21 protein-coding genes and 1 riboswitch are annotated in these 26,688 nt (G+C 70.6%); of the genes, 13 read left to right on the forward strand and 8 right to left on the reverse strand.

Annotation, left to right across the window (positions count from 1 at the left end):
• Positions 1-44: 44 nt before the first annotated feature.
• Positions 45-599: a carboxymuconolactone decarboxylase family protein gene (locus NUT86_RS25545; RefSeq protein ID WP_274737750.1), complete on the forward strand. Its 555-nt coding sequence runs from the start codon at positions 45-47 to the stop codon at positions 597-599.
• A 12-nt stretch (positions 600-611) separates the two neighbouring features.
• Here NUT86_RS25545 and NUT86_RS25550 read toward each other — a convergent pair whose 3' ends face one another.
• Both NUT86_RS25550 and NUT86_RS25555 read right to left on the reverse strand, forming a co-directional pair.
• The gene (locus NUT86_RS25550) at positions 612-1,349 is read right to left on the reverse strand and encodes an isocitrate lyase/PEP mutase family protein (RefSeq protein ID WP_274737752.1); all 738 of its coding nucleotides are present in this window, start codon (positions 1,347-1,349) and stop codon (positions 612-614) included.
• The gene (locus NUT86_RS25555) at positions 1,346-1,855 is read right to left on the reverse strand and encodes a carboxymuconolactone decarboxylase family protein (protein WP_174876345.1); all 510 of its coding nucleotides are present in this window, start codon (positions 1,853-1,855) and stop codon (positions 1,346-1,348) included. The genes NUT86_RS25550 and NUT86_RS25555 overlap by 4 nt, the downstream gene beginning before the upstream one ends.
• 47 nt (positions 1,856-1,902) lie before the next feature.
• On the opposite strand from NUT86_RS25555, the gene pdxR reads away from it, so the two are divergent.
• Complete coding sequence (gene pdxR, locus NUT86_RS25560) at positions 1,903-3,381, forward strand: MocR-like pyridoxine biosynthesis transcription factor PdxR (protein WP_274737754.1); 1,479 nt, start codon at positions 1,903-1,905, stop codon at positions 3,379-3,381.
• A gap of 22 nt (positions 3,382-3,403) precedes the next feature.
• Here the strand turns inward: pdxR and NUT86_RS25565 are convergent, their stop codons facing one another.
• Positions 3,404-3,943, reverse strand: a complete 540-nt coding sequence (locus NUT86_RS25565; RefSeq protein ID WP_274737756.1) for a GNAT family N-acetyltransferase — start codon at positions 3,941-3,943, stop codon at positions 3,404-3,406.
• Between the two features lie 644 nt (positions 3,944-4,587).
• On the opposite strand from NUT86_RS25565, the gene NUT86_RS25570 reads away from it, so the two are divergent.
• From NUT86_RS25570 to NUT86_RS25580, 3 genes are all read left to right on the forward strand, one after another.
• Positions 4,588-11,355 carry an Ig-like domain-containing protein gene (locus NUT86_RS25570; protein ID WP_274737757.1) on the forward strand — a complete coding sequence of 2,256 codons (6,768 nt, stop codon included), beginning with the start codon at positions 4,588-4,590 and terminating at the stop codon, positions 11,353-11,355.
• Positions 11,356-11,579: 224 nt separating this feature from the next.
• Positions 11,580-11,984, forward strand: a complete 405-nt coding sequence (locus NUT86_RS25575; RefSeq protein ID WP_266438848.1) for a hypothetical protein — start codon at positions 11,580-11,582, stop codon at positions 11,982-11,984.
• A 16-nt stretch (positions 11,985-12,000) separates the two neighbouring features.
• Positions 12,001-13,191 (forward strand): glutathionylspermidine synthase family protein, encoded by a 1,191-nt coding sequence (locus NUT86_RS25580; RefSeq protein ID WP_018089129.1) that lies wholly within the window; start codon positions 12,001-12,003, stop codon positions 13,189-13,191.
• Positions 13,192-13,242: 51 nt separating this feature from the next.
• Here the strand turns inward: NUT86_RS25580 and NUT86_RS25585 are convergent, their stop codons facing one another.
• Entirely contained in the window at positions 13,243-13,557 is a 315-nt protein-coding gene (locus NUT86_RS25585; protein WP_229838008.1) for a hypothetical protein, read from the reverse strand.
• Positions 13,558-13,748: 191 nt separating this feature from the next.
• Here NUT86_RS25585 and NUT86_RS25590 point away from each other — a divergent pair, with 191 nt between their 5' ends.
• Entirely contained in the window at positions 13,749-15,089 is a 1,341-nt protein-coding gene (locus tag NUT86_RS25590) for a tetratricopeptide repeat protein (RefSeq protein ID WP_159486559.1), read from the forward strand.
• Here NUT86_RS25590 and NUT86_RS25595 read toward each other — a convergent pair.
• Positions 15,075-15,341 (reverse strand): hypothetical protein, encoded by a 267-nt coding sequence (locus NUT86_RS25595; RefSeq protein WP_159486557.1) that lies wholly within the window; start codon positions 15,339-15,341, stop codon positions 15,075-15,077. The two genes, NUT86_RS25590 and NUT86_RS25595, sit on opposite strands and share 15 nt — an antisense overlap.
• 125 nt (positions 15,342-15,466) lie before the next feature.
• Positions 15,467-16,672: an ornithine--oxo-acid transaminase gene (gene rocD / locus NUT86_RS25600; RefSeq protein WP_109892185.1), complete on the reverse strand. Its 1,206-nt coding sequence runs from the start codon at positions 16,670-16,672 to the stop codon at positions 15,467-15,469.
• A gap of 130 nt (positions 16,673-16,802) precedes the next feature.
• Positions 16,803-16,894: riboswitch (ZMP/ZTP riboswitch) on the forward strand.
• A gap of 42 nt (positions 16,895-16,936) precedes the next feature.
• Between rocD and NUT86_RS25605 the strand changes: the two genes are divergently transcribed.
• Positions 16,937-18,238, forward strand: a complete 1,302-nt coding sequence (locus tag NUT86_RS25605) for a serine hydroxymethyltransferase (protein WP_274737763.1) — start codon at positions 16,937-16,939, stop codon at positions 18,236-18,238.
• A gap of 55 nt (positions 18,239-18,293) precedes the next feature.
• On the opposite strand, the gene NUT86_RS25610 is transcribed toward NUT86_RS25605, so the two are convergent.
• On the reverse strand, positions 18,294-19,607 hold the full coding sequence (locus NUT86_RS25610) for a cytochrome P450 family protein (RefSeq protein WP_274737765.1): 1,314 nt from the start codon (positions 19,605-19,607) through the stop codon (positions 18,294-18,296).
• 294 nt (positions 19,608-19,901) lie between these two features.
• Here NUT86_RS25610 and trpS point away from each other — a divergent pair, with 294 nt between their 5' ends.
• The 3 genes from trpS to NUT86_RS25625 all read left to right on the forward strand — a co-directional run bounded on the left by trpS (position 19,902) and on the right by NUT86_RS25625 (position 23,000).
• The gene (gene trpS, locus NUT86_RS25615; protein ID WP_109892187.1) at positions 19,902-20,912 is read left to right on the forward strand and encodes a tryptophan--tRNA ligase; all 1,011 of its coding nucleotides are present in this window, start codon (positions 19,902-19,904) and stop codon (positions 20,910-20,912) included.
• A gap of 182 nt (positions 20,913-21,094) precedes the next feature.
• Positions 21,095-21,679 carry a 2'-5' RNA ligase family protein gene (locus NUT86_RS25620; RefSeq protein WP_018089137.1) on the forward strand — a complete coding sequence of 195 codons (585 nt, stop codon included), beginning with the start codon at positions 21,095-21,097 and terminating at the stop codon, positions 21,677-21,679.
• Positions 21,680-21,938: 259 nt separating this feature from the next.
• Positions 21,939-23,000, forward strand: a complete 1,062-nt coding sequence (locus tag NUT86_RS25625) for a YihY/virulence factor BrkB family protein (RefSeq protein WP_274737767.1) — start codon at positions 21,939-21,941, stop codon at positions 22,998-23,000.
• Positions 23,001-23,076: 76 nt separating this feature from the next.
• On the opposite strand, the gene NUT86_RS25630 is transcribed toward NUT86_RS25625, so the two are convergent.
• Positions 23,077-24,501 (reverse strand): D-alanyl-D-alanine carboxypeptidase family protein, encoded by a 1,425-nt coding sequence (locus NUT86_RS25630; protein ID WP_274737769.1) that lies wholly within the window; start codon positions 24,499-24,501, stop codon positions 23,077-23,079.
• A 10-nt stretch (positions 24,502-24,511) separates the two neighbouring features.
• Between NUT86_RS25630 and NUT86_RS25635 the strand changes: the two genes are divergently transcribed.
• The 3 genes from NUT86_RS25635 to NUT86_RS25645 all read left to right on the forward strand — a co-directional run bounded on the left by NUT86_RS25635 (position 24,512) and on the right by NUT86_RS25645 (position 26,685).
• The gene (locus tag NUT86_RS25635; RefSeq protein WP_018089140.1) at positions 24,512-24,799 is read left to right on the forward strand and encodes an SCO4848 family membrane protein; all 288 of its coding nucleotides are present in this window, start codon (positions 24,512-24,514) and stop codon (positions 24,797-24,799) included.
• A 24-nt stretch (positions 24,800-24,823) separates the two neighbouring features.
• Positions 24,824-26,170, forward strand: coding sequence for a metallophosphoesterase (locus NUT86_RS25640; protein WP_266438878.1), 1,347 nt, complete (start codon positions 24,824-24,826; stop codon positions 26,168-26,170).
• 197 nt (positions 26,171-26,367) lie between these two features.
• Positions 26,368-26,685, forward strand: coding sequence for a hypothetical protein (locus tag NUT86_RS25645; protein WP_109892193.1), 318 nt, complete (start codon positions 26,368-26,370; stop codon positions 26,683-26,685).
• Positions 26,686-26,688: the final 3 nt, after the last annotated feature.

Below are 26,688 nucleotides of genomic sequence, written 5' to 3' on the forward strand. Positions count from 1 at the left end.
AAATGCACCCTACAGCCGGTCGCCTGTCCTTCTAGATTCAAGACATGACGAACGAAGCGCAGCTCAGCAAGGCACAGCCCGACGAGGCGGACCAGGTCAACGAGTCCAACCAGGCCAACGAGGTGAACGAGGTGAACGGAGCGGTGGGCCGCAGCCCCCGGGTGAACTTCGCCAAGGCCGCTCCGAAGGCCTTCAAGGCCCTGATCGGTTTTGACGCCGCCGCCCGTGAGGGCCTCGACCCGGCCCTCGTGGAACTGGTCCAGATCCGTTCCTCCCAGCTCAACAAGTGCGCGTACTGCCTGCACATGCACACCACCGACGCCCGCAAGGCCGGCGAGAGCGAGGAGCGCCTGCACATGGTCGCCGTCTGGCAGGAGGCGCCGCACTTCTTCACCCCGAAGGAACAGGCGGCCCTCGCCCTCACCGAGGCCGTGACCCTGGTGGCCCAGGGCGGCGTACCCGACGCGGTCTACCAGCGGGCCGCCGCCCACTTCGACGAGCCCGAACTGGCCCGCCTGCTGGCCCTGATCTTCACCATCAACACCTGGAACCGGCTCGCCCTCAGCACAGGGAAGGTAGCGGGGACGGACGAGCGGTAGCGGCTTCGGGCCTCAGCCCCCGCTCCTCGCCCCCAGCTCCTCCCGCAGCCGCTCCGCCATCTCCGCCACAGCCGCCATCGCCCGGTGCTGCAGTCCCGGGCCGAAGGTGACCCGGGCCGCGCCCAGGGCGCCGAGTTCGCGGGGGGAGGGGCCGTCGGGCGTCACCACGGCGTTGACGGGGAGGCCGATGCCGGTGGACAGGTCGGCCAGTAGGGGCGGTGGGGCGAGGATGGGGTAGACGCAGTCGGCGCCGGCCTCTGCGTAGAGGCGGCCGCGTCGGACGGACTCCTCCAGGTCCTGGGCGCCGTGCAGGTAGGTGTCGATCCGGGCATTGATCACCAGGGCGTCGCCTGCCTCGGCTCGTACCTGGGCCAGCCAGTCGGCCTGTTCCCGGGCGTCCCGCAGAGCGCCGGTGGTGTGGTCGGTGTCCTCCAGGTTGCAGCCCACGGCGCCGGCGTCCGTGAGGCGGGCGACCAACTCCTTTGCAGGGAGGCCGTATCCGGCTTCCACGTCCGCCGAGACCGGGATGTCGACGGCGTGGGTGATGCGGGAGATGGCGGCGAACATTTCGTCGGCGGGGGTCCGGCCGTCCTCGTAACCGAGGGAGGCCGCGACGCCCGCGCTGGGGGTGGCCAGGGCCGGGAAGCCGGCGTCGGCGAAGACCTTGGCGCTCACCGCGTCCCAGGGGCCGGGGAGGACCAGGGGCAGGTCGGGGCCCTGGTGCAGGGCGCGGAGTGCGGCGGCCGTCATGCCGGCCCCGGGGCCATGCGGGTGGAGACGCCGAAGCGGTTCCAGGCGTTGATGGTGGTGATCAGGGCAACGAGGTGGGCGAGTTCGGTGTCGCCGAAGTGGGCCGCGGCGCGGTCGTACACGGCGTCCGGGACGAAACCTTCGGTGAGGAGGGTGATCGCCTCGGTGAGGGCGAGGGCGGCCTGCTCCTTGTCGGTGTAGTGGCCGGCCGCCTCCTCCCAGGCGTTGAGGAGGTAGATGCGCTGCTCGGTCTCGCCGGTCTCGCGGGCGTCCTTGATGTGCATATCGATGCAGAAGGCGCAGTGGTTGAGCTGCGACGCCCGGATCTTGACCAGGTCGACCAGCGCCGGGTCGAGACCCTGCTTCGCCGCCGCATCCAGCGCGATCATGGCCTTGTAGACCTCCGGCGCGAGCTTTGCCCAAGGCAGCCGGGGGCCGTGCCCGTGTGCCGTGGCCGGTGTCGTCCCTGCTGTCGGTGTGGTGCGTGCTGTCGGTGTGGTCGTCATGGCTACGACGCTACGGGGGTAATGGCGCAGCTGTATGGTCCATTTCCATGGAGAATTCCTGGGCCACTTTTGGGCGTGATCTGCACCTGGACCTCACCGGCCCCGGCGGGCTGCGGGCCGCGCTGCTGCGTGCCCTGCGGGACGCCGTACGGTCCGGCCGGCTGGCGCCCGGCACCCGGCTCCCGTCCTCCCGCTCGCTCGCCGCCGACCTCGGCATCGCCCGTAACACCGTCGCCGACGCCTATGCCGAGCTGGTCGCCGAGGGCTGGCTCAGCGCGCGCCAGGGCTCCGGCACCCGCGTCGCATGGGGACACCTCCCGGAGGGAGCCCGGGGGAGGACCCCGCCGCGCGCCGCGCCCGCCGCCCGGCGCACCCCCGGCCCGGCCGGCCCCACCGAACGGCCGCGCTTCGACCTCACCCCGGGCACCCCCGATGTCTCCGCCTTCCCCCGCACCGCCTGGCTCGCCGCCGCCCGACGCGCGCTGACCACCGCCCCCAGCGAGGCCTTCGGCTACAACACCCCGGAGGGCCGCCCCGAACTCCGCACCGTCCTCGCCGACTACCTCGCCCGCGCCCGCGGAGTACGCGCCGACCCCGACCGCATCGTCATCTGCGCCGGTTTCATGCAGGGGCTGGCGCTGCTCAGCCGGGCGCTGGGCACCGGGCGGCTGGCCGTCGAGTCGTACGGCCTGGACTTCCACCGCAGCGTCATCACCCGCACCGGCCTGGGCACCGTCCCGCTCCCCGTCGATGAACGCGGTGCCCGCACCGAGGAACTGGCCACGCTCGACGACGTACGGGCGGCCCTGCTCACCCCCGCCCACCAGTTCCCCACCGGCGTACCGCTGCACCCCGAGCGCCGCGCCGCCGCCGTCAACTGGGCCCGGGCCACCGGGGGTTTCATCCTGGAGGACGACTACGACGGCGAGTTCCGCTACGACCGCCAGCCGGTCGGCGCCCTCCAGGGGCTGGACGCCGACCATGTCGTCTACCTGGGCACCGCGAGCAAGAGCCTCGCCCCCGCGCTCCGGCTGTCCTGGATGGTGCTGCCGGACCGGCTGGTGGACCCGGTGCTCGCGCTCAAGGGCACCGGCGAATGGCAGTCCGGGGCGCTGGACCAGCTCACCCTGGCCGAGTTCCTGTCCTCGGGCGCCTACGACCGCCATCTGCGCGGAATGCGGCTGCGCTACCGGCGACGCCGCGATCAGCTGGTGGCCGCCCTGGCCGACCGTGCGCCCCATGTCCATGTCTCGGGTATCGCCGCCGGTCTGCACGCCGTGCTGGAACTCCCGTCCGGCACCGAACAGTCCATCATCCAGGCCGCCCGCTGGCAGGGCCTCGCCCTGGACGGCCTGAGCCGCTTCCACGACCCCTCCGCCCCACCGGCCTCTCGCGACGCCCTGGTGGTCTCCTACGGCACCCCGCCCGACCACTCCTTCGCCAACGCCCTGGACGCACTGCTCCGGGCACTGCCGCCGGCGTCGTCGCCGGGCCCGCCGGGAGGGGAGGGGGAGCAGGCGGAGTAGGAGAAGCCGGCCACCACTCCGGTCACAACTTCCGTACGAAGGACACCCGGTCGAGCCCCGGCCCGTCGTAGTCGCCCTGCAGCGGGACGCCGTCGTCGTCGATCCGGTCGCCCGGCTCCAGCTGGAAGCCCATACGGGTGTGGTACGCGATGGAGTTGCGGTTGTTGGGGCTGGTGATGCAGCGGACCTGGGTACGGCCGGCCGCGCGGGCCGTCGCGAAGAAGCGGTCGTAGAGGGCGCTGCCGATACCCTCCCGCCGGCCTTCCGGGCACACGCCCACGAAGTGGATGTACGCGACCCTGGGGTCCGTCTGGGACAGAAAGCCGATCAGGAAGGCATGCAGGGTGTGATCGGGCCGCTCGACCCAGAAGCTGGTGCCGGCGAAGTGCTGGAGGAAGAGGCGCGGGACGAGCAACTGGCGTTGCAGTGCGCCCGCTTCCCCGCCCAGGCCGTCCCACCAGCCGGCGAGGGCCTGCTGAAGCCGTGGGTGGTCCGCGGGGGCGGGGTGGCGCAACGCCAGATGTCCGGGCAGCTGTTCCAGAACCCGGGCGTGCTCCGTCATGGTCCGGCTCCTCCGTCCGAGGGTGACCGGGGCCCGACGCTCCGGTCGTGTGTTGGCCAGCGTAGACGGCGGCCTGTCCGGCGACTGGCGAAAAGTCGCCCGTCGCAACGGCAACTTCCTTGCTGTGACGGCTGGTTGAGGTGAAAAAGGGGGAGTGTTCGGGGCGTTCGTCAGGCTTCGAGGATGCGTTGCGGGGGCAAATTCAATGAAATGGCCGCTGCCCGCCGTGCGCCCCCGCTCGCGTCCTGCCTCGCGCTCAACTGCGCGGTTGTGCAACGGCGTTGAGGGTGGTGCCGCGACCGCTCACGATGGCGTCCCGTACTGACCGCGCGTCACCAGTGCTGACGTCTGTCACATCTACGCCCGGTGGCGCGCGCCCCGCCGCGTCGTGAGCGCCACTTCGCGCTGCGCCATTCAGGGTAAATGGGTGTGACGCCTATGGCGTGGCGGCATGATCGGCGCGCCTACTGATGCTATCGACCGGCGGGTTGCCTACCTGGCGGAGGACATTGGTATGCAGATGCGAATCCCGTCGGCTGTCATTACCGAACCTGCGCCCAGGTTGATGCCCACTTCCCGCAGAAACACAAGCTCCGCGGGGAGCTGAACGGCCCGCCAACATCCCGCAATCGGAGGGCCATAGCATGGCACCCACCTTTACTTTGACGTCCGCAGCGCCAAATCCAGCTGTCTTCGGGCAGCCGGTCACCTTGACCGCCACCGTCATCCCGCTGGGCCTGGGAACACCCACCGGAACCGTGACCTTCGTCGTCGCCGGCGGGCCCACACTGACCGCTCCGCTCATCGGTGGCGTCGCGACCGTCACCACGAGCAGTATCCCCATCGGCTTTCATACTTTCACCGCGAACTACAACGGCAGCCCCCAGTTCTCGCCGTCCAGCGGCTTCGGGTCCATCACGGTGGTCAAGGCGTCGACCACCACCGTGGTCACCTCGTCGCCGGACCCGTCGAACTTCGGGCAGACGGTCTCCATCACCGCCACCGTCACACCGGTCGCGCCCGGCGCGGGCACCCCGACCGGCACGGTGACCTTCGTCATCGCCGGCGGCGGGGGCGGCACGCTGACCGCACCACTCTCCGGCGGTACGGCGACCGTCACCATCAGCACTCTCACTCCGGGCACGCACCTCATCACGGCCACGTACAACGGCAATGCGCAATTCAACGCGTCGTCCGGCACCGATACGCAGACGGTGCAGCAGGTCCTGACGCCGACGACCACCACGGTCACCTCGTCCCCCGACCCGTCGGTCTTCGGGCAGCCGGTGACCTTCACGGCCACCGTCGCCCCCGTCCCGCCCGGTTCGGGCACCCCGACCGGCACGGTGACCTTCGTCATCAGCGGCGGCCCGACGCTGACCGCGACGCTCTCGGGCGGTACGGCGAGCGTCACCACCAGCAGTCTCAGCGTGGGCCCCCACACCGTGACCGCGACCTACAGCGGCAGCGGCAGTTTCGCGTCGTCGAGCGGTACGGACACCCAGACGGTCAACAAGGCCTCGACGACCACCACGGTCACCTCGGCGCCCGACCCGTCGGCAGTCGGCCAGCCGGTGACGTTCACGGCCACGGTCGCGCCGGTGGCGCCGGGTGCGGGTACCCCGACCGGCACGGTCACCTTTGTCATCACGGGCGGTCCGACGCTGACCGCCACGCTCTCCGGCGGTACGGCGAGCGTCACCACCAGCGCCCTGTCCCCCGGTACGCATGCGGTCACCGCGACCTACAGCGGCAGCGGCAACTTCAACCCCTCCGTCGGCACCGACAGTCACACGGTGGGGCAGGCGTCGACGACCACCACGGTCACCTCGGCGCCGGACCCCTCGGTGGTCGGTCAGACGGTGACGTTCACGGCGACGGTCGCGCCGGTGCCGCCGGGTGCGGGTACGCCGACCGGCACGGTCACCTTCGTCATCTCCGGCGGCCCGACGCTGACCGGGACACTGTCCGGAGGGGTGGCGAGCGTCAGCACCAGCGCGCTCGGCGCCGGTACGCACACGGTCACCGCGACGTACAGCGGTGACGCCAACTTCACGTCGTCGGTCGGCACGGACACCCACACGGTGGGGCAGGCGTCGACGACGACCACGGTCACCTCGTCGCCGGACCCGTCGGTGGTTGGTCAGACGGTGACGTTCACGGCGACGGTGGCGCCGGTCGCGCCGGGTGCGGGTACACCGACCGGGACCGTCACCTTCGTCATCTCCGGTGGCCCGACCTTGACCGGCACGCTCTCCGGGGGGACGGCGAGCGTCAGTACCAGCGCCCTGGGCGTCGGTACGCACACCGTCACGGCGACCTACAGCGGTGACGCGAACTTCGCGTCGTCGGTCGGTACGGACACCCAGACCGTCAACCAGGCGTCGACCACCACCACGGTCACCTCGTTCCCCGACCCCTCCGTGGTGGGGCAAACGGTCAACTTCACCGCCTTCGTGGGGCCGGTGTTCCCCGGTGGCGGCGTCCCGACCGGAACCGTCAGCTTCGTCATCACCAACGGGGTCACCACGGTGACCCTCAGCGGCACCCTCGACGGCGCCGGCGTCGCGACCGTCAGCACCAACGGACTGGTCACGGCGGGCACTTACACCGTCACCGCGACCTACAGCGGGGACGCGAACTACACCGGCTCCAGTGACACCGACACCCAGACCGTCCTCCAGGCCGCGACGACGACCACGGTCACCTCGTCGCCGGACCCGTCGGTGGTTGGTCAGACGGTGACGTTCACGGCCACGGTGGCGCCGGTCGCGCCGGGTGCGGGTACACCGACCGGGACCGTCACCTTCGTCATCTCCGGTGGTCCGACGCTGACCGGGACACTGTCCGGAGGGGTGGCGAGCGTCAGCACCAGCGCGCTCGGCGTCGGTACGCACACGGTCACCGCGACCTACAGCGGCGACGGGAACTTCGCGTCGTCGGTCGGTACGGACACCCAGACGGTCAACCAGGCGTCGACGACGACCACGGTCACCTCGTCGCCGGACCCGTCGGTGGTCGGCCAGACGGTGACCTTCACGGCCACGGTGGCGCCGGTCGCGCCGGGCGCGGGTACGCCCACGGGCACGGTCACCTTTGTCATCTCGGGCGGCCCGACACTCACCGGGACGCTGTCCGGGGGGACAACGAGCGTCAGCACCAGTGCGCTGGGCGCCGGTACGCACACGGTGACCGCGACCTACAGCGGTGACGCCAACTTCAGCGGTTCCGTCGGTACGGACACCCAGACGGTGAACCAGGCCTCGACGACCACGACGGTCACTTCGTCGCCGGACCCGTCCGTGGTCGGCGAGCCGGTGACCTTCACGGCCACGGTCGCGCCGGTTGCGCCGGGTGCGGGGACGCCCACGGGCACGGTGACGTTCGTGGCGACGGACGGTGTGACCACGGTGACACTGACCGGCACGCTCAGCGGCGGTACGACCAGCGTGACCACCAGTGGGCTGGTAACCGCGGGCGTGTACACCGTGACGGCGACCTACAGCGGTGATGCGAACTTCGCCGGTTCGGTCGGTACGGACACCCAGACGGTGGGTCAGGCTTCGACGACCACGACGGTCACCTCGGCCCCCGACCCGTCGGTGTTCGGTGAGACGGTGACGTTCACGGCCGTCGTCGCGCCGGTCGCACCGGGTGCGGGTACGCCGACCGGGACGGTCACCTTCGTCATTACCGGCGGTCCGACCCTGACCGGCACGCTCTCCGGTGGGACGGCGAGCGTCAGCACGAATGCGCTGAGCGTCGGCACGCACACCGTGACCGCGACCTACAGCGGTGACGCCAACTTCACGTCGTCGTCCGGCACGGACACCCAAACGGTGATCCAGGCGTTGACGACCACGACGGTCACTTCGTCGCCGGACCCGTCCGTGGTCGGCGAGCCGGTGACCTTCACGGCCACGGTCGCGCCGATTGCGCCGGGTGCGGGTACCCCGACCGGGACGGTGACGTTCGTTGCCACCAATGGCGTGACCACGGTGACGCTGACCGGCACGCTCAGTGGCGGTACGACCAGCGTGACCACCAGCGGTCTGGTGACCGCGGGCGCGTACATCGTCACGGCGACCTACAGCGGTGACGCCGGCTTCACCTCGTCGGTCGGTACGGACACTCAGACGGTGGGTCAGGCCTCGACGACCACGACGGTCACCTCGGCCCCCGACCCGTCGGTGTTCGGTGAGACGGTGACGTTCACGGCCGTCGTCGCGCCGGTCGCACCGGGCGCGGGCACCCCGACCGGGACGGTCACCTTCGTGATCACTGGTGGTCCCACGCTCACCGGGACGCTTTCGGGCGGTACCGCGAGTGTCAGCACCAACGCGTTGAGCGTCGGCACGCACACGGTCACAGCGACGTACAGCGGTGACGCGAACTTCACGTCGTCGTCCGGCACGGACACCCACACGGTGAACTTGGCGTCGACGACCACTGCGGTCACTTCGTCGCCCGATCCGTCCGTGGTGGGAGAGCCGGTGACCTTCTCGGCCACCGTGTCGCCGGTCGCGCCGGGGGCAGGTACCCCGACCGGCACGGTGACGTTCGTTGCCACCAATGGCGTGACCACGGTGACCCTCACGGGCACGCTCAGCGGTGGTACGACCAGCGTGACCACCAGCGGTCTGGTGACCGCGGGCGCGTACACGGTGACGGCGACGTACAGCGGTGACGGAAGCTTCGCCGGTTCGGTCGGTACGGACACCCAGACGGTGGGTCAGGCATTGACGACCACGACGGTCACTTCGTCGCCGGATCCGTCGGTGTTCGGTGAGACGGTGACGTTCACGGCCGTCGTCGCGCCGGTCGCACCGGGCGCGGGCACCCCGACCGGGACGGTCACCTTCGTCATTACCGGCGGTCCGACCCTGACCGGCACGCTGTCCGGTGGGACGGCGAGCGTCACGACGAATGCGTTGAGCGTCGGCACGCACACCGTGACCGCGACCTACAGCGGTGACGCGAACTTCACCGGTTCCAGCGGTACGGACACCCACACGGTGAACTTGGCGTCGACGACCACTGCGGTCACTTCGTCGCCCGATCCGTCTGTGGTGGGAGCGCCGGTGACCTTCTCGGCCACCGTGTCGCCGGTCGCGCCGGGGGCAGGTACCCCGACCGGCACGGTGACGTTCGTAGCCACCAATGGCGTGACCACGGTGACGCTGACCGGCACGCTCAGCGGCGGTACGACCAGCGTGACCACCAGCGGTCTGGTGACCGCGGGCGCGTACGTCGTCACGGCGACCTACAGCGGTGACGGAAGCTTCACCGGTTCGGTCGGTACGGACACCCAGACAGTGGGTCAGGCCTCGACGACCACTACGGTCGCTTCGACGCCGGATCCGTCGGTGGTGGGTGAGACGGTGACCTTCTCGGCCACGGTTTCGCCGGTTGCGCCGGGTGCGGGTACGCCCACGGGCACGGTGACGTTCGTGGCGACGGACGGTGTGACCACGGTGGCTCTCACCGGCACGCTCAGTGGCGGTACCACCAGCGTGAGCACCAACGGGCTGGTCACCGCGGGCACTTACAACGTCACGGCGACCTACAGCGGTGACGCGAACTTCACCGGCTCGGTCGGTACGGACACCCAGACCGTCAACCAGGCGTCGACGACCACTGCGGTTTCGTCCTCGCCGGATCCGTCGGTGGTGGGTGAGACGGTGACGTTCACGGCCACGGTTTCGCCGGTTGCGCCGGGTGCGGGTACGCCCACGGGCACGGTGACGTTCGTGGCGACCGACGGTGTGACCACGGTGGCTCTCACCGGCACGCTCAGTGGCGGTACCACCAGCGTGAGCACCAACGGGCTGGTCACCGCGGGCACTTACAACGTCACGGCGACCTACAGCGGCGACGCGAACTTCACCGGCTCGGTCGGTACGGACACGCAGACAGTGGGTCAGGCCTCGACGACCACTACGGTCGCTTCGACGCCGGATCCGTCGGTGGTGGGTGAGACGGTGACGTTCACGGCCACGGTTTCGCCGGTTGCGCCGGGTGCGGGTACGCCCACGGGCACGGTGACGTTCGTGGCGACGGACGGTGTGACCACGGTGGCTCTCACCGGCACGCTCAGCGGCGGTACCACCAGCGTGAGCACCAACGGGCTGGTCACCGCGGGCACTTACAACGTCACGGCGACCTACAGCGGCGACGGAAACTTCACCGCTTCCACCGGCACGGACACCCAGACCGTGGTCCAGGCGGCGACCACGACCGCTGTCACCACGGCTCCGGACCCGTCCGGGGCCGGTGCGCCGGTGACCTTCACGGCGACGGTGACGCCGGTCGCACCGGGCGCGGGCACGCCGTCCGGGACGGTGCTCTTCGTGGCCACCGACGGGGTCACCACGGTGACCCTGACCGGCACGCTGAGCGGGGGCACCACCAGTGTCACCACCAGCGGGCTGGTGACCGCCGGGGCTTACACGGTCACCGCGACCTACGGCGGCGACGCCAACTTCCTCGGATCCACCGGTGCGGACACCCATACCGTGACCCAGGGGGCGACGACCACCACGGTGACGTCGGCTCCGGATCCGTCGGTGTTCGGGGAGACGGTCACCTTCACGGCCGTCGTCGCTCCGGTCGCGCCGGCCACGGGTACCCCGACCGGGACGGTGACCTTCGTCATCACCGGCGGCCCGACGCTGACCGCCACCCTGTCCGGTGGCACGGCAACCGCCACGACCAGTGCGGTGGGGGTGGGGACCTCCCCGGTCACGGCCACCTACAGCGGTGACACCAACTTCCTCGGTTCCAGCGGCATGGACACCCACACGGTGACCCAGGCGGCGACGACCACCACGGTGACGTCGGCTCCGGACCCGTCGGTGTTCGGGGAGACGGTCACCATCACGGCGGCGGTCGCGCCGGTGTCGCCCGGTTCCGGCACGGTGACCGGCACGGTCACCTTCACCATCGACGGTGCGGGAGGCGGAACGCAGACCGCCACCGTCTCCGGGGGCGTGGCCACCATCACCACCAGCACCCTCGAAGCCGGCCCGCACAACGTCTTCGCCATCTACAGCGGTGACGCCAACTTCACCGGTTCCACCGGCACCGACATCCACACGGTCAGCCAGAGCGCGACCACCACGACCGTCACCTCGTTCCCCGACCCGTCCAACGCCGGTGACACGGTGGCCTTCCTGGCCTTCGTGCAGCCGGTGGCGCCCGGCAGCGGCGACCCGACCGGCACGGTCACCTTCACCGTCACCGACGGGGTGACCACCGTGACCCTGACCGGCACGGTCGACGGCGACGGTGTCGCCGCCGCGAGCTCGCCGCTTGCCACGGCGGGGATCTACACCGTCACGGCCGTCTACGGCGGTGACACCAACTTCACCGGCTCGTCCGACACCGACACCCAGACCGTCGTCGGCGCCTGACACGCCCTTTCCTGCCCCTCGCGCCGGGCCACCCTCATCCGAGGGCGGTCCGGCGCCCGACTGTTGTCTTCCGGCCACGGCGCTTCCGGCCACGGCCTTCGTCCGGGACCGTCGTGGATGTCCGAGGCACCGCCGGAGAGCGGGCCGCCCCGTGTTGCAACCGGCCCACGGGTGCCCTTTAGGCTGTCCGTGCTCAGACAAATGTTCACGGGGGAAGGCACGACATGGCGGAAAATGCACGCCGGCGGCTGCGGTCTAGCACGGTCATCCTGGGAAGCATGGGTGCGCTCGCCGCCGCCCTGACGTCCTGCGGCTCCGAGCCCGACAAGCGCTGCGTCGACCGCAACAGCTACGACACGCTCAACGGCTATCGCATCGTCGACTCCAAGAACTGTTCGGCAAGCGGCAGTTCATCCTCCGGAAGCAGCGGTTCCAGCAGTGGTTCCAGCAGCGGGGGATACGGAAAGAGCGGCCGCGGCAAGTCCGTCGACGGCCAGTGGTACTACGCCCCGGACAACTCCGGCGGCAAATACGCCGACAACGGCACCTTCAGCAAGAGCACGGCCGTCAACCGCGGCGGCTTCGGCTGCTCGGGCTCGGGCGGTCGGCACGGCTCCTCCGGCGGCTGAGCGGACGCGGCACGGTATGGAACGCCACACCATCGACCCGCGCCCCGGCTGGCAGCAGACCGTCGAGGCGCAGGGCCTGATCTACCCGCTGACCCGCTACCCGGACGACTCGCTGCGCCCGTACTGGGACGAGAGCGCGTACTACTCCTTCACCCTCCCCGAGGTCGAGGCCCTGGAGGAGGTCGTCGAGGAGCTGCACGGCATGTGCCTGGCCGCGGCCGCGCACATCGTCGACAAGGACCGCTTCGCCGACCTCGGCATCGAGGACCCGCGGCTGGCCAAGCTGATCGCCGAATCCTGGCGCCGCCGTGACGAACTCCCCTCCCTCTACGGGCGGTTCGATCTGCACTACGACGGCACCGGCCCGGCCAAGATGCTGGAGTACAACGCCGATACGCCGACCTCGCTGGTCGAGGCCGCCAGCCCGCAGTGGTTCTGGATGGAGGAGCGCTTTCCCGGCGCCGACCAGTGGAACTCGCTGCACGAGCGGCTGGTGGCGGCCTGGAAGCGGCAGGCCCCGCTGCTGCCGCCCGGCGCACCGCTGCACTTCGCGCACTCGGCGGGCGACGAGCTCGGCGAGGATCTGATGACCGTCGCCTATCTGGAGGAGACGGCGCAGCAGGCGGGCCTGGAGACGGTCGCCATCTCGATGGAGGACATCGGCTGGGACCGGCTGTCGGGCCGCTTCGTCGATCAGCGGCTGCGCTTCATGCGGGCCTGTTTCAAGCTCTACCCGTGGGAGTGGCTGGCCACCGACGACTTCGGCCCGTACGTCCTGGACACCCTCGACAACGGCGGCGGCACCGGCTCCACCCTCTGGATCGAGCCCGCCTGGAAGATGCTGCTCTCCAACAAGGCGCTGCTGGCGATCCTGTGGGAGCTGTATCCGGGGCATCCGAATCTGCTGCCCGCCTACCTCGACGGGCCGCGCGAGCTGGCACACACCCGTGGTTACGTCGCCAAGCCACTGCTCGGCCGGGAGGGCGCCGGGGTCACCCTGCACGAGCCGGGCGCCGAACCGGTGCTGCGGGGACCCGAGGACCCCTGCTGCTACCAGGAGCTGGCCCCGCTCCCGGACTTCGACGGCAACCGCGTCGTCCTCGGCGCCTGGGTCGTCGAGGACGAGGCGGCGGGCCTCGGCATCCGGGAGTCGGCGGGACCGGTCACCGATGAGTACGCGCGGTTCTTGCCGCATGTGATCCGCTGAATCCGCCGGGGGGCCCGCTCGGGCTCCCCGGTCAGGGGTACAGCCGAACTTCTATGTGTGGACCGACGCCGGCCCGAGAGCGGTCAAGCGCCCGCCCCGGCTCTTGGCCACCCGGCGGACATCGGCAAGGGCCGCGGTCAGTTCAACGGCCAGCAGGTGCAGTTCCCCGGGCGTCCACGCCAGTGCGGCAAGCACTCGGCGGGCCTCGTCGATGAGATCGCCGGCAGAACTGAGCTGCTCCTCCTCCACCTGGTCGGCGATGCGGGAGACATATCCGGTCCCGTCGCCTGCCAGGAAGCACGGTTTGCCGTCCGGGCTGGTCCACGGCAGCAGCCGGACGAAGACCCTCGCTGCAGCGTTGGGCATGTCGTCAACTCCCTTGTAGTTGAGGGCCACGCCCCCGGGCCGTCCACCACGGTCGCGGGGGTCCTCCCTGTCTTGCGAGGAGGGCCTTCCTCGCTCTGGGCAACGGCTCCGCTACGCCCAGCGGTACGGTGGCACTGGAAGCGGCTTTTAAGAGCTTTAAGTGCTCGTGCACACCGGGGAGTTGAGGGCTAGTGGGCACTCGGGAACCGAACCGGCACCTTGAACGGCTTTACCGGCAGACCGGCTGGACGCTGCGGCAGTTCGTCCAGACCGTGAACCGCATCGGCACCGAGCGGGGAACCCCGCTCAAGTACCGCGAGCCGTCGGCCCATCAGTGGTGCCGAGGTCACCTGCCGAAGGAGCAGGTCAGACCGCTGATCGTGGAGGCCCTGGCACGGAAGCTGGGACGTCCGGTCACGCATGCCGAGGTGGGATTCCCCGCACCGGCCAATAGCTCCGATGCCACTCCGGGCACGGTTGAAGGGCTGATCGATCTCAGTAGGGGAGATATGGACCCCTCGCGCCGCGGCGTTCTCGGTATAGGGCTTTTTTCCGTTGCGCTGACGGTGCCCAATTGGCCGGATGTGGTGGGCAGGATGGAAGCCGTTCAAAGTGGTCGACCCCGGCGCATTGGCATGCCGGAGGTCGACATGGTCATTGCCATGACCGAACGAGTGTCAGAACTGGACGACCAATTCGGCGGGCGCCACGCCCGTCCGATGGCAGCGGCTTTTTTGGTGAACACAGTCACCCCGTATCTACGGGCTGACGCCTCCGAGCCGGTACGCAAAGCGATGATGTCGGCTGCTGCCGACTTGTGCTATCTCACGGGGTACATGGCGGTGGACGAAGGCGTTCACGGCCTTGCGCAACAGTATTACCTCAAGGCGTTGGAACTTGCCGGAGCGGCAGAGGATCACTTGACGTACTGCACAACGCTTCGGGGGATGAGTGTGCAGGCTGTTGACCTACGGCACGGCAGGCAGGCAATGCGGCTCGCTGACGCTGCGGCTGCCGCGTCTCCGCAAGCCGGCCCGCGAATGCGCGCCTTCCTTGCCGGGCAGCAGGCGCACACCTCCGCGCAAATCGGCGACCACAGCAAGGCGCTGATGTATCTACGAGAGGCCGAGGTGGCCATGGAGAGGGCTGAGTCAAGGGGGAAGGCGTTCGGCTCATACGATCCGGCAGCCCTGAATTACCACACCAGCCAGGTCCGGTACGAACTCGGCGATGTTCCCGGCTCCATCAAGGCCATGCAGGAATCGGACAAGGTGCGCTACAGCGTTTACCGTCGCGCTCGCGTACGCCACCGCGCCACCTTGGCCGAGCGGCAACTGGAAATCGGCCACCTCGAAGCAGCATGCGCGACATGGCATCTCGCCCTGGACGATTACCCTCTGGTGCAGTCGGGGCGGGCAGATCAGCGCATGCAAACAATGTTCAAACTCATCCGCCCCCACCTCAAGAACCCCGCAGCCCGCGAACTCGACGAACGCGCCCGGCTCGTCACCCCGGCCTCACTCTCCGCCTGAGGGCTGTCGCGTGCGACGGCGGCCGAGCAGGGCGCTTCCCACAATCACCAGGCCGATGGCGATGACCTTGGCGGCCCAGTAGTAGCCGACCGCCGGCTCATCCGGGGTGCCGGGCAGCCGGAAGAAGGCCCATGCCGCCGCGAGGCCGCCGAAGACGATCAGTGCGACAGCGCCCCACGTCCCGAGGTCCGCCCACCAGGGCCCCGGGAGGTGACCCCGCTCGTCGGTCTGCTCAACGTCCTTGTCGGCCATGGTCTGTTCTCCTGGGCACAGGGTGGCGGTCGCGGGGGAAGACGCGGGCCCGGCGCGGAAGGTTCACCGGGCCGAACGTCCCCTGCTGGAGCCGACATCCTGAGGAGAACGGCACGCGCCCCGCCTCATCCCTCCAGCACCCCCCGCAGCTGATCGAGCCCCCAGTCCAGGTCCTCCTTGCTGATGACCAGCGGCGGCGCGAGCCGGATCGTCGAGCCGTGGGTGTCCTTGACCAGCACCCCGCGCGCCATCAGCTGTTCGGAGATCTCCCGTCCCGTGCCGCGCGACGGGTTGATGTCCACACCGGCCCACAGTCCGCGGCCGCGCACCGCGTCCACCGCGCCGCCGCCCACCAGCAGCCCCAGCTCGCTGTGCAGATGTTCGCCCAGTTCCACGGCCTGCTGCTGGAATTCACCGGTCCGCAGCATCGCCATGACCTCCAGCGCCACCGCGCAGGCGAGCGGGTTCCCGCCGAACGTCGAGCCGTGCTCGCCGGGGGCGAAGACGCCCAGCACCTCGCGGGAGGAGACCACCGCCGAGACCGGCACCACCCCGCCGCCCAGCGCCTTGCCGAGCACATACATGTCGGGCACCACGCCCTCGTGCTCACAGGCGAAGGTCCGGCCGGTGCGGCCCAGCCCCGACTGGATCTCATCGGCGATGAACAGCACGTTCCGGCTGCGGGTCAGCTCCCGTACGCCCGCCAGGTAGCCCGGCGGCGGCACCAGCACGCCCGCCTCGCCCTGGATCGGCTCCAGCAGCACCGCGACCGTGTCGGCGTCGACGGCGGCCTCCAGCGCGGGCAGATCGCCGTACGGGACGATCTCGAAGCCGGGGGTGTACGGGCCGAAGTCGGCGCGTGCCTCGGGGTCGGTGGAGAAGGAGACGATGGTGGTCGTCCGGCCGTGGAAGTTGTTGTCCGCGACGATGATCTTCGCCCGGCCGTCCGGGACGCCCTTGACCTTGTAGCCCCATTTACGGGCCGTCTTCACCGCCGTCTCGACCGCCTCGGCGCCGGTGTTCATCGGGAGCACCAGCTCCATCCCGCACAGCTCCGCCAGCTGGGTGCAGAAGTCGGCGAACCGGTCGTGATGGAAGGCGCGTGAGGTGAGTGTGACCCGCTCCAGCTGTGCCGTGGCCGCGTCGAGCAGCCGGCGGTTGCCGTGCCCGAAGTTCAGTGCGGAGTACCCGGCGAGCATGTCCAGGTAGCGGCGGCCGTCGACGTCCGTCACCCAGGCGCCCTCGGCGGTGGCCACGACGACGGGCAGCGGGTGGTAGTTGTGCGCGCTGTGGGCTTCGGCGGCCGCGATGCCGCGTTCCGTGGACGTCACCGGTGACTCCGTTCGGTAGGCCGTGCGGGCGCGGGCACTGCCGCGTCCCTCTCCATTGTTGCGCCCGCCCGGACCGCCCGGCCTGCGAAGATCCGCCGGACAGGGCCCCGGGGGGTGTCCTAGACTCTGCGTTGCGCACTGCGACTGGCGTACGGGGAAGCAACCTCGAGGAAGCGGTGCGCGGCAACCATCACGAGGTGCCGCCCCGCCTGGGCACCCCGGGACCACGACCGGCAACACCGATCGACCGCCCCGGAGGACGCCATGTCACAGCCGCATGTCTCACAGCCCCATGCCGCACAGCCCCTTTCGCATCCCGCGCTGAGCGCCGCCGACCCCGAACTGGCCGCACTGGTCGGCGCCGAGGAGCAGCTCCAGGCCGACACGCTGCGACTGATCCCCAGCGAGAACTACGTCTCCGCCGCCGTCCTGGAAGCCACCGGCACCGTCCTGCAGAACAAGTACAGCGAGGGGTACGCGGGCCGTCGCTACTACGAAGGCCAGCAGAACATCGACCGGGTCGAGACGCTGGCCGTCGAGCGGGCCAAGGCCGTCTTCGGCGTGGAGCACGCCAACGTCCAGCCGTACTCCGGCTCGCCCGCCAACCTCGCCGCCTACCTCGCCTTCGCCGAGCCCGGCGACACCGTGCTCGGCATGGCGCTGCCGATGGGCGGGCACCTCACGCACGGCTGGGGCGTCTCGGCGACCGGTACGTGGTTCCGCGGGGTGCAGTACGGCGTACGCCCCGACAGCGCGCTGATCGACTTCGACGAGGTGCGCGACCTCGCCCGCAAGGAACGCCCGAAGATCATCTTCTGTGGCGGTACCGCCGTCCCCCGCACCATCGACTTCGCCGCCTTCGGCGAGATCGCACGGGAGGTCGACGCCGTACTCGTCGCGGACATCGCGCACATCGCCGGCCTGATCGCGGGCGGCGCCCACCCGTCGCCCGTACCGCACGCGGACGTCATCTCGACCACCACGCACAAGACCCTGCGCGGCCCGCGCGGCGCCATGCTGATGTCCCGGGCGAGCCACGCCAAGGCCGTCGACAAGGCCGTTTTCCCCGGTCTGCAGGGCGGCCCGCACAACCACACCACCGCCGCCATCGCGGTGGCGCTGCGCGAGGCGGCCGCCCCGTCCTTCCGTGACTACGCGCACGCCGTCGTCGCCAACGCCAAGGCGCTCGCCGAGGCGCTGCTGGCCCGCGGCTACGACCTGGTCTCCGGCGGCACCGACAACCACCTGGTGCTGATCGACCTCACCTCGAAGGACGTCCCGGGCAAGGTCGCCGCGAAGGCGCTGGACCGGGCCGGCATCGTCGTCAACTACAACACCGTCCCCTTCGACCCGCGTAAGCCCTTCGACCCCTCCGGCATCCGCATCGGCACCCCGTCCCTCACCTCCCGCGGACTGGGCACGGACCGGATGCCGCTGGTCGCCGAGTGGATCGACCGCAGCGTCCAGGCCGCGGCGAAGGGCGACGAGGAGGCGCTGGCGGTGATCCGTACGGAGGTGGCCGAGCTGATGGCGGCCTACCCGGCGCCGGGGCTGCCGACGGCCTGAGGCTCGCGGTGTACCGGGGCACCCGTCGCCCCGGTACACCGCTCACCGGCCGTGATCAGCCGGTGAGCCGGACCGGCAGGACATGGGTGCTGTTGCCGATGAAGCTCTGGTGCGGCGGCAGCTCCGCGTCCGGGACGGCGAGGTCCAGCGCCGGATAGCGGGTGAAGAGCGCCTCCAGGGCGACGGTCGCCTCCAGCCGGGCCAGCGGCGCGCCCAGGCAGTAGTGCGGTCCGTGGCCGAAGGAGAGATGCCGGGTGGCGGGCCGCCGGGTGACGTCGAACCGGTCCGCGTCGGCCCCGTACGCCTCCGGGTCCCGGCCGGCCGCGGAGTAGGAGGCCAGCATCGGGGTGCCACGCGGCACGACCGTGCCGCCGAGCTCCAGGTCCCGGACCGGATAGCGGAACGGGAAGTGGGCGACCGGGCTGTCGTGGCGCAGCGTCTCCTCGACCACGTCGTCCCAGGTCGCCCGCCCGGCCCGGACCAGCTCCAGCTGCTCGCGGCCGGTGCACAGGGCCCGCACCGCGTTGGTGATCAGATTGAGCGTGGTCTCATGCCCGGCGATGATCATCAGCAGCAGGGTGCCGACCAGCTCCCGTGCGCTCAGCCGGTCGCCGTCCTCCTCCTGGGCGGCGAGCAGCGCGCTGGTCAGATCGTCCCCGGGGTCCGCCCGCCGGGCCTCGGCGACCTCCCCGAGGACGGCGGTGATCTCACGGTTGGCCGCCTGCACCTCGTCCGCCGTGCCGGTCGTGCCCACGATCAGGTTCGACAGCTCGTGCAGCCGGTCCCGCAAGGCGGCGTCCACGCCCAGCAGTTCGCAGATCACGCTCATCGGCAGCGGATAGGCGAAGTGCCGGCGCAGATCCACCGTGCCGTCGGCCGCGGCGGCGCCCGGCAGCCCGTCCAGCAGCGCGGCCGTCAGCTCCACCACCCGGGGCCGCAGGGCCGCCACCCGCCGCGGGGTGAACACCTTGGTCACCAGGCCGCGCAGCCGCCGGTGGTCCGCGCCGTCGGCCGTGGTCATCCCGTCGACGGTGGCGAAGGTGGTCAGCGGCCAGCCGGGCGGCACGGTGCCGTCGTGCAGCGCCGCGAAGTGGCAGGCGTTCTTGGCGACTTCGGGGTGCGCGAGGACCTCGCGCAGCACCGCATGGTGGGTGACGGCGACGGCCGGCACCTCCCCGGGCAGCAGGACGGGGACCACCGCCCCGGCCTCCCGCAGCAGCGCATCGGCCGCGGCCCGGCCGGCGCCGCCGGAGGCGAGCCGGTGCGGCGGCCCGCCTCCGGGGCGCACGGGGCAGGTGGCTCCGGGCGGGGGGAGGGGCGCGGGGGCGGTGCGGCGGTCGTCGTCGGAGATCGGCTGTCCGTCGGTCATCAGCGGTCCTCACAGATCGGGTGGCGGTGATCCGGGGCGGTCGCGCGGCCGCAACAGGCCCACGATTCCAGGTCCCGGCCGCCCCGAACAGCCCGCCGAGGCGCAGACGGCGGCGGTCCGCCGGGTGGGCCCGCCGCGCCGCCGGGAGGGGCCCGCCGCGCCACGGCCCGCCGGGCCCGTCGCCGCACGCGCCACCACGCGCCGTTGCCCTCTCCCCGACCTGAGACAATCAATGACATGGCTCTCGATCGCCCGCCCGTCGCCCACCACCACCCCCAGGGGAATGGCTCCGCCATGCAGCAACGTCCGCGTGTGCTCTCCGGCATTCAGCCCACCGCCGGCTCCTTCCACCTCGGCAATTACCTCGGTGCGGTACGCCAGTGGGTGGCGCTGCAGGAGTCCCACGACGCCTTCTACATGGTGGTCGACCTGCATGCGATCACCGTCCCGCAGGACCCGGCGGAACTGCGCAGCAACACCCGGATCGCGGCCGCCCAGCTGCTGGCCGCCGGTCTCGACCCGGAGCGCTGCACGCTCTTCGTCCAGAGCCATGTGCCCGAGCACGCCCAGCTCGGCTGGGTCATGAACTGCCTCACCGGCTTCGGCGAGGCGTCCCGTATGACCCAGTTCAAGGACAAGGCCGCCAAGCAGGGCGCCGACCGCACCTCCGTCGGCCTGTTCACGTACCCGATCCTGCAGATCGCCGACATCCTGCTCTACCAGGCCCACCAGGTCCCGGTTGGTGAGGACCAGCGCCAGCACATCGAGCTGACCCGCGACCTCGCCGAGCGCTTCAACAGCCGCTACGGCGACACCTTCACGATGCCGGCGCCGTACATCCTCAAGGAGACGGCGAAGATCTACGATCTCCAGGACCCCTCGGCCAAGATGAGCAAGTCGGCCGCCAGCCCCAAGGGCCTGATCAACCTCCTCGACGAGCCGAAGGTCTCCGCGAAGAAGGTCAAGAGCGCGGTCACGGACACCGACACGGTGATCCGCTACGACGCCGAGAACAAGCCCGGTGTCTCCAACCTCCTCACCATCTACTCCACCCTCACCGGCACCTCGATCCCGGAGCTGGAGCAGAAGTACGAGGGCAAGATGTACGGCGCTCTCAAGACCGACCTCGCCGAGGTGATGGTCGATTTCGTCACACCGTTCCGGGACCGTACGCAGGAATATCTGGACGACCCCGAGACGCTGGACGCGATCCTGGCCAAGGGTGCGGAGAAGGCCCGCGCGGTGGCCGCCGAGACCCTCGCCACCACCTATGACCGGCTCGGATTCCTGCCGGCCAAGCACTGACGGCAGCCGTCCGCGCGGTGGGCCACGGCCGGCCGCGCGGACCCCGCCGAGCCAGGGGGCCCCGCCCGTGGGCCCCTTGTCCGCTTGCAACAGGACCGAGGACGCTCCCCGAGAAGGGCGCGCACCCGGCACACTAAGAGGGTGCGCGAGCGCGCCGCACACACGTCAGGAGGGAGAACGCAGTGGGGACCGTAACGCTGGGCGTTTCGATCGCGGTCCCGGAGCCTTACGGCAGCTTCCTCCAGCGGAAGCGCGAGAGCTTCGGGGACCCTGCCGCACCCGGCATCCCCACGCATATCACCCTCCTCCCGCCGACGGAGGTACGGACCGAGGCGCTGCCCGCCATCGAGCGCCACCTCGCCGAGGTCGCCGCCGGCTGCCGCCCCTTCCCGCTCCGCCTGGAAGGCACCGGCACCTTCCGCCCGCTCTCCCCGGTCGTCTACGTCAAGGTCACCGACGGGGTGGCGGGCTGCACCGCCCTCCAGGCCCGGATCCGCGCCGCCTCCGGCCCCTGCGCCCGCGAGCTGCAGTTCCCGTACCACCCGCATGTGACCATCGCCCACGGCATCACCGAAGAGGCCATGGACCGCGCCCAGGCCGGACTCCGGGACTTCACCGCGACCTGGACGATCGGCGGCTTCGCCCTCTACGAGCAGGGTGCGGACGCGGTGTGGCGGCCGGCGCGGGAGTACCCCTTCGGACCGCAGTCGGCCGGCGTCCCCCGCCAGGCCGCCGATCTCTCCCGCCCGCCGGCGCCGTCCTGCTGAGGCTTGCTGCCGTCCTGCTGACGCCCGCCGCCCGCCCTCGGCGCGGCAGCCGCCCGTTGGAGCCCGTTGGAGCCCTGCCCGGGAGCCGCGCGGCCCCGGCATCCTGCCCTGCCCGTCCCGTCCCGGCCCGCGATGGCCGTACGGCACGTATGAGTGTGCGCGTTTCCGGGGTACCCGGACGCTAGTGTTCCGGATCAGCCGGAGCGCCGGCCGCCACACCTGCCCGGCCCGGCGGTCGACAGGGCACGAGGGGAATGCCATGGACTGGTTGAGCAAACTCCCGGTGATCGGACCGGCCGTCAGCCGGCTGATGACCACACACCTCTGGCGCGCCTACGAACGCATGCTGCGGGTGCACTGGACCAGGCTGGCCGCCGCGATCACCTTCACCAGCTTCGTCGCGCTCTTCCCACTGCTCACCGTCGCCGCCGCGATCGGCGCCGCACTGCTCAGCGACGCCCGGCTGCACTCACTGGAGAACAAGCTCGCCGAGCAGCTCCCCGGCCTCTCGGACCGGCTCGACATCGCCGGACTCGTCGCCCACGCCACCACCGTCGGTCTGGTCGCCGGTGCCGCGCTGCTGCTCACCGGCATCGGCTGGGTCGAATCGCTGCGCGACTGTCTGCGCGCCGTATGGGAGAAGCCCGACGAGGAGACCAACTTCTTCCTGGGCAAGCTCCGGGACGGTGCGCTGCTGCTCGGGGTGGGCGGCGTCGCCGTGCTCTCCCTGGCCTGTTCGACCTTCGCGTCCGCCGCGGTGGGCAAGGCGGCCGAGGCGATCGGTCTGCCGGAGGGCGGTATCGGCAGCGTCCTGCTCTCCGTCGCCGGTTTCGTCATCGCCGTCCTGGCGGACTTCCTGCTGCTCGCCTACATACTGACCAGGCTCCCCGGCGTCCATCCGCCGCGCCGTGCCGTCGTGGTCGCCGGCCTCCTCGGCGCCATCGGCTTCGAACTGCTGAAGCTGCTGCTCAGCGGCTATCTCCAGGGCGTCGCCTCACGCAGCATGTACGGCGCCTTCGGCACCCCGATCGCCCTGCTGCTGTGGATCAACTTCACCGCGAAGCTGCTGGTCTACTGCGCCTCGTGGACGGCCACGGACGGCGAGCGGCACGGGGAGGACGACGAACTCAAGGTGCCGGGGGGACCAGGGGTACCGGGGGGACCTGACGGGCCAGAGCGGCCGGAGCGGCCGGAGCGACTGGAGGGGTCGGAGCAGCCGGACGGGTCGGAGGGGCCGGACGAGCGGGAGCAGCCGGAGGGGCCGGACGGGCCGGAAGGTCCGGAGAGGCGGGGAGGCCCGGAGCACCCCAGGGCGGCGTAGCCCCAGCCCTAGCCCCAGCCCCTCTCCTGCCTGCCCGGCCCCTCTCCCGCCGGGCCCATCTCCCCTCCGCCTCCGTTCACTTGCCGGAACGGCGCCCCCGTACCAGCTCTGGCAGCGGCCAGCGGCGGTGCACGGCGAACGCCGCGACGGCGAGCAGCGCCACCGCCGCGGCGCTGAGGCCCACCGCCGTCCAGGCGCCGCTCCTGCCGCCGGCGCTGTCCAGCGCGGCCTGGGTGCTCTGCTTCCCGCCCTTGCCCTCGCCCTTGGCGCCCACGGCGCCGGTGCCGTCGTCCTCGCTCCTGGGGCCGACGAGCCGGCCGACCGGCTCCACCTTGTCGGCCGCCGCGAAGCCCCAGTCGAGCAGCTTGGCGGCCTCCCTGTAGGCCTCGTTGTGCTCCTTCTTCTCCGGGTTCATGACCGTGACCAGGAGCTTGCGGTCGCCGCGCTGGGCGACACCGGTGAAGGTCGACCCCGCATTGGTCGTCGAGCCGTTCTTCACCCCCGCGATGCCCGGATACGGCTTCATGTCGTAATCGCCGCTCAGCAGCCGGTTGGTGTTCTGGATGCCGAAGGTCGCCCGCTTGCCGTCCTTGCCCTTGTCGCCGGGGAACTGCGCACTGGCCGTCGAGCAGTACTCGCGGAAGTCGGGGTTCTGCAGGCCCGACCGGGCGAACAGGCTCAGGTCGTACGCGCTGGAGACCTGGCCCGGCGCGTCATAGCCGTCCGGGGTCACGACATGCGTGTCCTGGGCGTTGAGCTCCTTCGCGTGCCGCTGCATCTGCGCGACGGTGGCCTTGGTCCCGCCGTTCATCGCCGACAGCGTGTGCACCGCGTCGTTGCCGGACCGCAGGAAGACCCCCAGCCACAGGTCGCGGACCGTATAGCTCAGGTTCTCCTTTATCCCGACGAGGCTGCTGCCGGCACCCATCCCCGCGAGGTCGGCGGGCTTGACCGTGTGCTTCTGGTCCTTGGGGAACTTCGGCAGCACCGTGTCGGCGAACAGCATCTTCAGCGTGCTGGCCGGTGCGAGCTGCCAGTGTGGGTTCTTGGCGGCCAGCACCTTGCCGGACTCGGCGTCGGACACGATCCACGAACGGGCCGTCAGCGTGTCCGGGCCCGGCAGCTTCGGGGCGCCGGGCTTCAGGGCCACCTGGACGCCGGGCGTCCCCAGCCGGTCCCCGCCGATCTGCGACATCTTCGTCGGCGGCTTGGGAGCCTTGGGCTCCTTGGGGTCGGCGTGGGCGGTGCCGGCCAGGAGCGGGGTGGCCAGCAGTCCGGTGGAAGCCAGCGCGGCGACGGTGCGCAGGGGGAAGCCGTGACGTGCCGCACGCCCGGCACTGCCGGTCGTGGCCGAAGCATTCGGGGCGGTCGGGTCGGAGGAAGCCGTGGAAGCACAGAAGGTCGTCGGCACGTCGGTGAACGTACCCGCCTTTGCCCGGGACGCCGACAGCACCCCACGGAAGAGTGCCCCTGCCGACCGCCGGATGGAGCCGCTGCCCATACTGGGAGGTATGAAGCTCTCTCGCCCCGTGTCCTGGTTCCTGCTCGCCTTCGGGGTGTGGAGCTGGTTCATCTGGATCACTTTCGTCAAAAACCTCTGGAAGGACGGGAGCGGTCTCGCCTTCGACGATGCGGGTGACCCGACCGCCTACTTCTGGGTCCATCTGCTGCTCGCAGTGACTTCCTTTCTCTTGGGGACGGCGATCGGGGTGATCGGGTTCCGTGGCGTACGCGCCTTGCGCCGCGAGGCCGCGGACCACACGCCTCAGCCACCCGCTTCCTCCTCATCCGGCTCCTGAACCACGGGCACGGGGAGAGCCGCCGTGATCTTCGCCCTGATCGTGGTCCCGGTCCTCGGACTGTTCTTCGGCGTGCACCGCTACCTGTGGTGCCGGCTGGTCCGTGACACCACCACCCCAGGCAGCCGGCCCCGCCGCACGGGCACCGTCGCCGCCTTCGTCCTCCCCCTGACCACCCTCGCCGCCTTCCTGTCCGGCCGTGCCGGCGCCCCCTTCCCCCTCCAGCAGGCCCTGGCCTGGCCCGGCTATCTCTGGCTGGCCCTGGTGCTCTACCTCACCCTGGCGCTGCTGGCAGGAGAAGTGGTCCGGGCGGTATGCCTGCGAGCCGTACGCACCCGCGAGTGCACGGAGCAGGTCCCGTCGTCATCCACCGATCACGGGCACAAGCCCCGCGCCCAGACCCCACCACCGACTCCGGAACCCACCCCCGATCCCTCCCCGGCCCCGCATCCCACCCAGCCCCCTTCCCCTTCCCCTTCCCCATCCCCTTCCTCCGCCCCCACGCTCCTCCCGCCCCGCACCCCCGCCCTGCCGCCGCTCGCGACCCCGCCGCGCCGCCTCTTCCTCGCCCGGGCGGTCGCCGCCGGCGCCTCCCTCGCCGCCACGGCCGCCGTCGGATACGGCACCGCCACGACACTCCGCGGACCGGTGGTCAAGCGCGTTACGATCCCGCTGGCCAAACTGCCGCGCGCCGCCCACGGCTTCCGGATCGCCGTCGTCAGCGATATCCATCTCGGCCCGGTCCTCGGCCGCGCCCACACCCGGCGCATCGTCGAGACCATCAACCGCACCCGCCCCGACCTGGTGGCCATCGTCGGCGACCTGGTCGACGGCAATGTCGCCGACCTCGCCCCGGCGGCCGAGCCATTGCGTGAACTGCAATCCCGGTACGGGTCGTATTTCGTCACCGGAAATCACGAGTATTACTCCGGCGCCGACCAATGGGTCGACCACGTACGGGAATTGGGCATTCACCCCCTGGAGAACGCCCGCACCGAACTCCCCGGCTTCGACCTCGCCGGCGTCAACGACGTCGCGGGCCAGACCGAGAGCGCCGGCCCCGACTACGACCAGGCCCTCAGCGACCGCGACCCCGCCCGCGCCGTCGTCCTGATGGCCCACCAGCCGGTCACCATCCACGACTCCGTCCGCTACGGCGTCGACCTCCAGCTCTCCGGCCACACCCACGGCGGCCAGATGTGGCCCTTCACCTACATCGCCGACGCCACCAACCCCACCATCGCCGGCCTGGAACGCTACGGCGACACCCAGCTCTACGTCTCCCGCGGCGCAGGCACCTGGGGACCACCGGTACGGCTGGGGGCACCGCCGGACGTTACGGTGGTCGAACTCGCGTCGCTGCGCGCCTGATCGGGCCCGGGAAGAGTTGCGCTACGTCGGTAACAACCCGTCGACAAAGTTCGGTCGCATCGTGCACTAAATCGTACACATTCCGACATTCGATCTTGCAGCGAGGGCCCCCAACTCCCTAGTCTTGGCATTCTTTACGCTGCTCATACCGCAGGCTTCGTCGGCCTGTGAGGTGAGCCAACGGGGGAGTGAAACCAGTGGGTGAGCAGTTCAGGGTCGACCTCGACGAGCTCGACGGCGTCGTGCGCAAACTCAAGCATCTTCGCGGCGACATGGACGAACCCAGCCAGAAGGTGAAGTACAGCACGGCCATCCCGAAGTCGGCGTTCGGCTCCAGCTTCGACGAAGCCGAAAAGCTTGCCGCGTCGCACGACAAGATGCAGACGTACATGACTCAGGTGATCACTGCGCTCTCCGAACTCATCACGGATTTCGGAGACAAGACCGAGCGCAGCCGTGGCGCGTACGAGGACCAGGAGCACGAGACCAAGGCGTCCATGCGCCAAGGCAGCTGAGTC

Origin of the sequence: Streptomyces sp. G7(2002) (genome assembly GCF_028870195.1) — a bacterium.
In the GTDB taxonomy this organism is placed as follows: domain Bacteria; phylum Actinomycetota; class Actinomycetes; order Streptomycetales; family Streptomycetaceae; genus Streptomyces; species Streptomyces nigrescens.

Excerpts from the sequence above, each read along its gene's own strand:
- pdxR (WP_274737754.1), top strand. The coding sequence starts at position 1,903 with ATGGAGAATTCCTGGGCCACTTTTGGGCGTGATCTGCACCTGGACCTC.
- NUT86_RS25580 (WP_018089129.1), top strand. The coding sequence starts at position 12,001 with ATGGAACGCCACACCATCGACCCGCGCCCCGGCTGGCAGCAGACCGTC.
- NUT86_RS25625 (WP_274737767.1), top strand. The coding sequence starts at position 21,939 with ATGGACTGGTTGAGCAAACTCCCGGTGATCGGACCGGCCGTCAGCCGG.
- NUT86_RS25635 (WP_018089140.1), top strand. The coding sequence starts at position 24,512 with ATGAAGCTCTCTCGCCCCGTGTCCTGGTTCCTGCTCGCCTTCGGGGTG.
- NUT86_RS25630 (WP_274737769.1), bottom strand. The coding sequence starts at position 24,501 with ATGGGCAGCGGCTCCATCCGGCGGTCGGCAGGGGCACTCTTCCGTGGG.
- NUT86_RS25545 (WP_274737750.1), top strand. The coding sequence starts at position 45 with ATGACGAACGAAGCGCAGCTCAGCAAGGCACAGCCCGACGAGGCGGAC.
- NUT86_RS25575 (WP_266438848.1), top strand. The coding sequence starts at position 11,580 with ATGGCGGAAAATGCACGCCGGCGGCTGCGGTCTAGCACGGTCATCCTG.
- NUT86_RS25605 (WP_274737763.1), top strand. The coding sequence starts at position 16,937 with ATGTCACAGCCGCATGTCTCACAGCCCCATGCCGCACAGCCCCTTTCG.
- NUT86_RS25565 (WP_274737756.1), bottom strand. The coding sequence starts at position 3,943 with ATGACGGAGCACGCCCGGGTTCTGGAACAGCTGCCCGGACATCTGGCG.
- NUT86_RS25595 (WP_159486557.1), bottom strand. The coding sequence starts at position 15,341 with ATGGCCGACAAGGACGTTGAGCAGACCGACGAGCGGGGTCACCTCCCG.
- NUT86_RS25550 (WP_274737752.1), bottom strand. The coding sequence starts at position 1,349 with ATGACGGCCGCCGCACTCCGCGCCCTGCACCAGGGCCCCGACCTGCCC.
- NUT86_RS25555 (WP_174876345.1), bottom strand. The coding sequence starts at position 1,855 with ATGACGACCACACCGACAGCACGCACCACACCGACAGCAGGGACGACA.
- NUT86_RS25585 (WP_229838008.1), bottom strand. The coding sequence starts at position 13,557 with ATGCCCAACGCTGCAGCGAGGGTCTTCGTCCGGCTGCTGCCGTGGACC.
- NUT86_RS25570 (WP_274737757.1), top strand. The coding sequence starts at position 4,588 with ATGGCACCCACCTTTACTTTGACGTCCGCAGCGCCAAATCCAGCTGTC.
- NUT86_RS25610 (WP_274737765.1), bottom strand. The coding sequence starts at position 19,607 with ATGACCGACGGACAGCCGATCTCCGACGACGACCGCCGCACCGCCCCC.
- trpS (WP_109892187.1), top strand. The coding sequence starts at position 19,902 with ATGCAGCAACGTCCGCGTGTGCTCTCCGGCATTCAGCCCACCGCCGGC.